This window comes from Siphonobacter sp. (assembly GCF_048595215.1).
Classification (GTDB): Bacteria; Bacteroidota; Bacteroidia; order Cytophagales; family Spirosomataceae; genus Siphonobacter.
In genome coordinates this window covers 24438-32406 of the sequence record NZ_JBMDWJ010000289.1, presented here as the reverse complement: position 1 = coordinate 32406, position 7969 = coordinate 24438, and the positions used below count along the sequence as shown (strand labels likewise).

Genomic DNA, 7969 nt, shown 5'->3' with positions numbered 1-7969 from the left:
TTTAAGATTATACATCAAGAATAAAAAGGGTTTACGGTTACAAGTGGTTACGTACTCGCAAGTGAAGAAAAAGCAATCGTATGAAAAAACGGAACCATGTACATTAAGTTTATCTAATTACGTGAAATCGATTAGTACCGGTTCTCAATCTTCTCCATAGAACGATAGAAATTATGAAATTCTGGATCAAATTAATGCATTCAGAATCAATGGATTTTAAGGACATGAGCTAATAAGACCTCTCATTTTTTTAAGAAATCACTCGCGTATTGATCAAAGTACGAAAAGGTTTTACTTACTTGCGGCCATTAATCTATAAAATCTATAGACTTAATACATAGTCAAATCTTCCCTAATGAACAAATCTGATTCGCTGATGGCTTCTAAATGTTGTATCTGTTGCCCAATGCTTGGGTAGGTCTTGAGCCTGTTGAGTTTTCCCTGTACTCCCCGATTCTTTCAAACCATCAAATTCTTCGTGTATGAAAACAAGTATACCTCGTCCTTTGGTATGGCTTACGGTTTGGTTGCTGAGTCACGCAACCTTTGCTCAAACCGTATCGCTCCAAGGCAAAGTTCTTTCTACTGATCAGGAACCTCTGGTAGGAGCGACCGTACAAATCAAAGGCACGCAATCAGCGGCATTGACGCAGCCCGATGGTTCTTTTCAGTTGAGCGTTCCGGCAGGTTCAACCATCCTACGCATAAGTTATATCGGCTTTGAATCCCAGGAAATTACGCTAAACGGTCAGACGCGTTTAACCATCGAGCTCAAACCCGACAGCCGACAGCTTAACGAACTGGTCATTACGGGTTATAGTACCCAAAATCGAAAAGACATTGTCGGTTCGATTGCGAAAATTTCCGGGGAAGAACTCAAAAACGTACCCGCCGCCAGTTTCAACCAACTCTTACAGGGCAAGGTGACGGGGGTGCAGGTGCAGTCGAACTCCGGCGTACCCGGTGGCGGGATTACCTTTCGCATTCGGGGGAACAACTCCATTAACGCCTCCGTCGATCCGCTGTACGTTATTGACGGGGTTTTTGTCAGCACGAGTGAACCCATCCGTACGGGTCTGGGACAACAGCAGCAATCTAATCCGCTGGCTGACATCAATCCGGCTGATATTGAGAGTATTCAGGTCTTAAAAGATGCCAACGCTACTGCCATCTACGGTTCACTGGGAGCCAACGGGGTTGTGATCGTCACCACGAAGCGGGGAAGTCTGAATAGTCGGGCTAAAATCACCGCCAACGTGTCGCACGGCTGGTCGTCCGCCATTAAAAAATTCAAAGCCACTACGGGTCCCGAAACCGCCACGCTGGTCAACGAGGCCGTTCGGAATACCGCTCAGGATCGCGGTCTGGACCCTACTACGGTTGCTCTGCCTTTTCCCAATCCTAGCACCGTGCCTACGTACGACCGCATCAGCGATCTGTTTCGGGTAGCTTCTACGTCCGCGTACGATCTGTCGGCTCAGGGTGGTACGGCCAAGAGTACCTATTTTGCCGGATTTAGCTATCTCAAGCAGGAGTCTATCGTCAAACCATCTGATTTTGAACGATATACCCTTCGTTTCAACTACGACAATTACTTAACCGACAAACTCAAGCTGGGCAATAGTATCAACGTGACGCGTTCGTTCCGCAACGTCAGCAGTAATGATAACAACCCCACGGGCGTCATCAACTCGGCTATTTTCCCACGTTCGTACCTGCCCATTTTCAACGAAGATGGTACCTACGCCCGATCGGGTAGTTTCGATAACCACCTGGCTCTCATCAATAATCTGAATAACCAGGCCGTCGGATGGCGGACCATTGGTAACGTATTTGCCGAATTACATATCCTGCCGGAGCTGACCTTACGCAGTAGCTGGAGTCTGGATAATACGGATATGTACGAAAACAACTACAGCAACACGCTCATTGCCGCCGGGATTGCCACCCGGGGAGCGGCGACTTCGTTTGAAACGAAAAACCTGATTTTTACGAATGAACAGGTGCTTACCTACATCAAATCCTTTGGGGAAAAGCACCGGATCAATGCACTGGTAGGCAATACGTTCAACCGGGTATTGAACGAAAGCACGAGTGCGTCGGGTCAGAACTTTGCCAGTAACGATCTGACGGCGATCTCGGTAGCCGCTACCACCACGGGCTCTTCCGGTCGGAGCCGGGCTACGTTGCTTAGTTTCTTCGGAAAGGCCAGTTACACCTATGACAATCGGTTTACATTCGATGCCAGTTTGCGGGCCGATGCCTCGTCCAAATTCGGGGCCGACCGCCGTTGGGGGTATTTCCCTTCGGGCGGGGTAGCCTGGAACGCTTCCCACGAATCATTCATTGAGGATTTAAACGTCTTTAGTGACCTGAAATTCAGAGCCAGTCTGGGTCTGAGTGGCAATCAAAATGGCATCGGGCCGTACGCCGCTCAGGGTTTATGGTCGTCGGGAGCGAACTACTTGGATGCGGCAGGTATTGCTCCTTCGCAGCTCGAAAACCGACAACTTACCTGGGAAACAACCCGTCAGGTCGATATTGGTACGGAGTTCAGCTTTTTCAAAAACCGACTCAGTTTTATCGTGGATTACTACAACAAGTACACCTACGATCTGCTGCTGAACGTCCCCGTACCTTCGCGTTCCGGTTTTACGACGTATTTGCAGAACTACGGGGCAGTCCGTAACAAAGGCGTTGAGTTTTCGATTCATTCCGAAAATTTCGCGGGATCGGACTTTCGCTGGTCCACGGATTTCAATATTTCCTTCAACCGGAATCGCATTGAAAAACTGGCCTCGGATATTGCTCAGGGAGCTTCGGGTCGGAATATTTCCATTCTGCGGCAGGGCTACTCCGTCAACTCGTTTCAGTTGTACAAACAGCTTTACGTAGACCCACAAACGGGCAATGCCGTATACGAGGATGTCAACAAAGATGGACTGATTACCTCCGCGGATCGGCAAATAGTGGGCAATGCCCTACCGCGTTTTACGGGCGGACTTACCAATACGCTCTCGTACAAACGATTCGACTTGAACTTTCTCTTTTACTTCCAGCAGGGTAATAAAATCATGAGTATGCATGATTTCTTCCTGGTACACGGAGGTACGCAGAACTTCATCGGCTTTATTCCCCGGCAACTCGAACGCTGGCAAAAACCGGGTGACGTTACGGACATTCCCCGGATGACGACCTACAGTGGCGATCCCACCGTCAACGGCGGAGCATCTAACAATTACAGCGGAAACGTGACCAATCAGAGTACCCGGTATTTGCTCGATGGCTCGTTCATCCGGCTGCGAAACGTGTCCCTGAGTTACACGCTACCGGATGCGATTACCCGCAGAGCCCGTTTGTCGGTAGTACGGGCCTACGTACAAATTGCCAACCTGCTCACCTTCACCCGCTATTCCGGACTTGACCCGGAAGTGAACTCACAAAGTAATAACCAGAACACGGCGGGCTACGACTGGGCGACGGTACCCCAGCCCCGAACGGTACAGGCCGGTTTGAGTGTCACTTTATAATCTTCGATTCATGAAACGATATATCCTTGCGGCTGTGCTGACGGCCAGCCTGATTTCCTGCGACAAATACCTGGACGAAACGCCCAATAATGCCCTCCCCGCCGCTACGGCCATTCGGGATGCGGGTACGGCTCGGGCTGCCATTAACGGGGCGTACTCCCGCGTGCAGAGCTACTACGCCAGCGGTTATCCCACGCTGGGCACGATTACGACGGATAATGTCATTTTTAACGGAACGTTGAGTCAGTACCTACAACTGGATCAGAATGCCGTTACACCCGATAATGCCATTACGCTGGATGTGTACCAGAGCATCTACCGGGCCATCAATACGGTGAATAGCATCATCGCTTACGTCCCGGCCATCAACGATCCAAATCTGGGCAGTACGGAAAAAAATACCATTCTGGGCAAAGCCTATTTCATTCGTGCTCTAGGCTACTTCGACCTGGGTCGGGCCTGGGGTGGGGTACAGTTACAACTGACGCCCACTACTACGCTGGACGGACTGAAGGGAATCAAACGCAGTACGCTGAAGCAGACCTACGATCAGGTGCTGGCCGATTTGACCAAAGCCGAAGAGCTACTGGCCGAAGATGCCACGACCCGGAACCGGGCTCAGAAAAGTACGGCCCGTGCCTTGCGGGCTCGCGTGCATCTGTACCGGAAGGAGTGGGCGGAGGCTGAAACATACGCCAGTCAGGTCATTGGCAATACGAAATATGCCTTGGTGAAGCCGTACAAAACCTTTTTTACGTCGCCGTTTTTGAGTCAGGAGTCGGTTTTTGAACTGAGCTTTTCTACCAATAACCGAAATAGTTACTGGAATTTATGGTACCCCAGCTCGCTGGGTGGACAGTATACCTTGAAACCTTCGGCCACGATCGTGGAGAAATTAAATAACCCAGCGATCGGCGGCAGTCGCAAAGCTCTGCTGGCGGGTACGGGTAACAACGTATACGGTGTGCTCTACAATACCTCGGCGACGAGTACGGATCCTTCCTACGTCATTCGTATTGCCGAGTTATACCTGATACGAGCCGAAGCACGGGCTCAGCAAAACAAGCTTACCGAAGCTTTAGCGGATCTGAACACGGTACGTAGTCGGGCGGATGTTGCAGCCGCTACCGCGAGTACAAAAGACGCTTTATTGTTGGCTATTGAGGAGGAAAATAACGTCGAATTTGCTTTTGAGGCCCACCGCTGGTTCGATCTGGTACGTACGGGCCGCACCGTTGCCGTGTTGGGCCTGACCAACTCGCAATACTGGGTATTTCCCTTTCCGTACCAGGATGTTTTATCCGATCCGGATCTGGAGCAAAATCCAGGATATTGATGTGGGTGGCGTATGATTGGCAGTTCGTCTCGTCTATAGAGTTATGGGTTGTTCGTGGCTGGTTGTTGAATAGTCGGTATGATCATCTAAGACTGAGAGCTAAGCCAGCCGTGCGTTATGTACAAGGTTAATTAATCTAGTAGTAGGCGTTTGAATACCTGATAATCAAAGACGCTGAAATCAAATCGTAATACTTCTTCATTCACCTCGTATTCCTTTTCCCAATGAACCAACGATTGATACTTTTTCTTTTCCTCCTGCTCGCCAGTTCTTCGCTGTGGGCTCAGCAGTCGTATTACTTTCCAAATACGGGTACGTTTGATCCCCGCATTCCCAGTCCCGAGCAATTCCTGGGTTACCCGATTGGAACGCATTATACCCGTCACGATCAGATTGTTGCGTACTTTAAAGAACTCGAACGTACGTCGAATGGCAAGGCTCACGTGCAGGTCATTGGTAAGAGTTACGAAGAACGGCCACAGATCATACTGACGGTCACGGCTCCGGAGAATTATAGTAATCTGGAAAAGATTCGCCAGAAACACCTCACCGTCACTGACCCGGCTCAACCCAATTTGACCAAGGCCGATCCGGTGATCGTGCTGCTGGGCTATAGCGTACACGGAGCCGAAACGTCCGGTGGCGAAGCAGCCCTGCTGACGGCATATTATCTGGTAGCCAACCAAAGTGCCGAAACGGCTCAGTATCTCAAAGAATCGGTTATCCTAATCGATCCTGCACAAAATCCCGATGGTCGCGACCGGGCGGCCAACTGGCATAACATGTACAAGTCGTTTCCGCCGGTATCCGATCCGGCGGATCTGGAACACCTTCAGGGTTTTCCCGGTGGTCGCGTCAACCACTATTTTACGGATTTAAATCGCGACTGGCTGAGTGCCGAGCAGATTGAAAGCAAGAACCGGGTCGATTTCTCGCATCAGTGGTATCCTAACGTGCACATCGATTTTCACGAAATGGGTACGAACAGTACGTACTATTTCGAACCTACGCCAGCGGGTCACCAAAGTCCGCTGTTGCCACAGTCATCTTACGATTTCAATGCGACGCTGGCTAAATACCACGCCGAAGCCCTCGACAAGATTGGCTCATTGTATTTTACCAAAGAAAGCTTCGACAACCTGTCGCCCATTTACGGTTCGACGTATCCTGATTTCTACGGAGCCGTTGGTGTAACCTTCGAGCAGGGCAGTTCGCGAGGACTGGTGCAGGAAAGTACGTCCGGTCCCGTTACATTTCCATTTACCATTCGTAATCACTTGGTAACGGGTTTGGCTACGCTCAAAGGAGCTTTGGCCGAAAAAGAAAATCTATTTAAACTGCAAAAGGACTTTTTCAAATCGGCCGTTACTCAAGGCAAGGCTAACCCAGCCAAGGCGTTTGTCTTCGGCGACAGTCGCGATGTTTCGCTGACGAATAAACTGTTATCGCTGGTGTTACGACACCGTCTGAAGGTGTATACTCTGAATGCCGACGTAACCGCCGATGGCAAAAAATTCGAGAAGGGAAAAGCCTACGTGGTTCCCGCCGAGCAACCCTTTTTCCGAATCGTACATTCCTTGTTTGAAGAAACCCCAAAATTGAAAGACAGTACGTTCTACGATAACACGTCGTGGTCGGTTGTACACGCGTATGGTATTCAACAGGCCAAACTCAACTCGGTACCTTCGCTAGGACAGGCCGTTACCGCCGTGCCGACCGTGCAGGGAGGTGTAGCGGGTGGTAAGGCTCAGTTGGCGTACTTGCTCAACTGGTCGGAATACAATGCTTCACGGGCTTTGTATTCCCTGCTTTCACAGGGAGTACTGGTAAAGACCTCGCTGAAACCTTTCACTAGTCAGACTGCTACGGGGCCGCAGAAATTCAGTTACGGCTCGTTGGTGATTCCGGTAGCTGGTCAAAAAATCAGTTCGGACAGTCTGTACCGTGCGGTAGAAGAAGCGTCGCGTCGCTCCAACCTGACCTTTGCAACTACTTCTACGGGTTTTAGTCTGGAAGGCATTGATTTAGGTAGCAATAACATTCTGCCCGTACGCAAACCCGAAGTAGCTCTGATCACTGGAGCCACGTCGGGACTAGCCGAAGCTGGTCAGGTCTGGTTTCTGTTGAATGAACACCTGCAATTGCCCGTCAGTAAGCTGGATCCGCAAAGTCTGGAACGCGTTTCACTGGATCGCTATCAGGTGCTGGTATTACCCAACGGAACGTACCGCGAGTGGAGCAAGCCAACCGTCGATGCCTTGAAAGCTTGGGTAAGCCGGGGTGGTACGCTGATCACCTTCCGTACGGCTTCGGAGTGGGCCATCAGCCAGGGTTTTGCGAAAGAACGCGTGTTTGTCGATTCTTCGGCTACGCGTCGCAACGCATCCGTCACCCGCGTTGATTACGCTACCCGGGCCGAAACGGAGGCTCCGCGACGCATCAACGGGGGGATTTTCCTGGCGGACATTGACATTACGAATCCCATTGCGTTTGGCCTAAATGATCGAAAAATTTTCTTCACGAAAACGGGTAACACGATTCTGTTACCGAGCAAAGACAAGTACGCAACGGTGGCCAAATACCTGCCTTCCTCATACATCAGTGGTTACGTTTCCAAGGAGAATGTAGCTAAAATCAATAATACCGCATCAATTCTGGTTGGACAACTCGGTCATGGGAAAGTCATCCTGTTCGCTGAAGACCCCACTTATCGCCACTACTGGCACGGGACGAATCGGTTGTTTCTGAATGCTCTTTTTTACGGAAATCTGATTCAGTTACAGTCAGCTTTTCTGGGAGCTGCTGAGGAGTAATTCAATAGTTTGGCCTGAATAGTTTATGAAGCCGTTGTCGGAACTCCGATGACGGCTTTTTTTCACTGGTGCAGGTTTCCAAACCTGTATCTGCCATCCGGCAGTTACCAACTGTCTTTGCAATTTTCCCCGCATTGCATGCAGGATTATGGACATTGAACCCCCTCAGGGTTGGCGAATCGGACGTGCAAGTTTGCGTGAGATAGGAGAGAGAGCCGTTTAACCCCGAAGGGGTTCCATTCGATTAGCCATGGGTGCAACCCATGGTCAGCCATTTGGTTCCCTGCATT

At 50.2% G+C, this 7969-nt stretch carries 3 protein-coding genes; all 3 read left to right on the top strand.

Features of this window, described 5'->3' with window-relative positions:
• Window positions 1-482 precede the first annotated feature (482 nt).
• The 3 genes from ACOJTG_RS18045 to ACOJTG_RS18035 all read left to right on the top strand — a co-directional run bounded on the left by ACOJTG_RS18045 (window position 483) and on the right by ACOJTG_RS18035 (window position 7679).
• Window positions 483-3530, top strand: a complete 3048-nt coding sequence (locus ACOJTG_RS18045; protein WP_420155097.1) for a SusC/RagA family TonB-linked outer membrane protein — start codon at window positions 483-485, stop codon at window positions 3528-3530.
• Window positions 3531-3540: 10 nt separating this feature from the next.
• Window positions 3541-4866 (top strand): RagB/SusD family nutrient uptake outer membrane protein, encoded by a 1326-nt coding sequence (locus tag ACOJTG_RS18040; RefSeq protein WP_420155096.1) that lies wholly within the window; start codon window positions 3541-3543, stop codon window positions 4864-4866.
• Window positions 4867-5090: 224 nt separating this feature from the next.
• Window positions 5091-7679 carry a M14 family metallopeptidase gene (locus ACOJTG_RS18035; protein ID WP_420155095.1) on the top strand — a complete coding sequence of 863 codons (2589 nt, stop codon included), beginning with the start codon at window positions 5091-5093 and terminating at the stop codon, window positions 7677-7679.
• Window positions 7680-7969 lie beyond the last annotated feature (290 nt).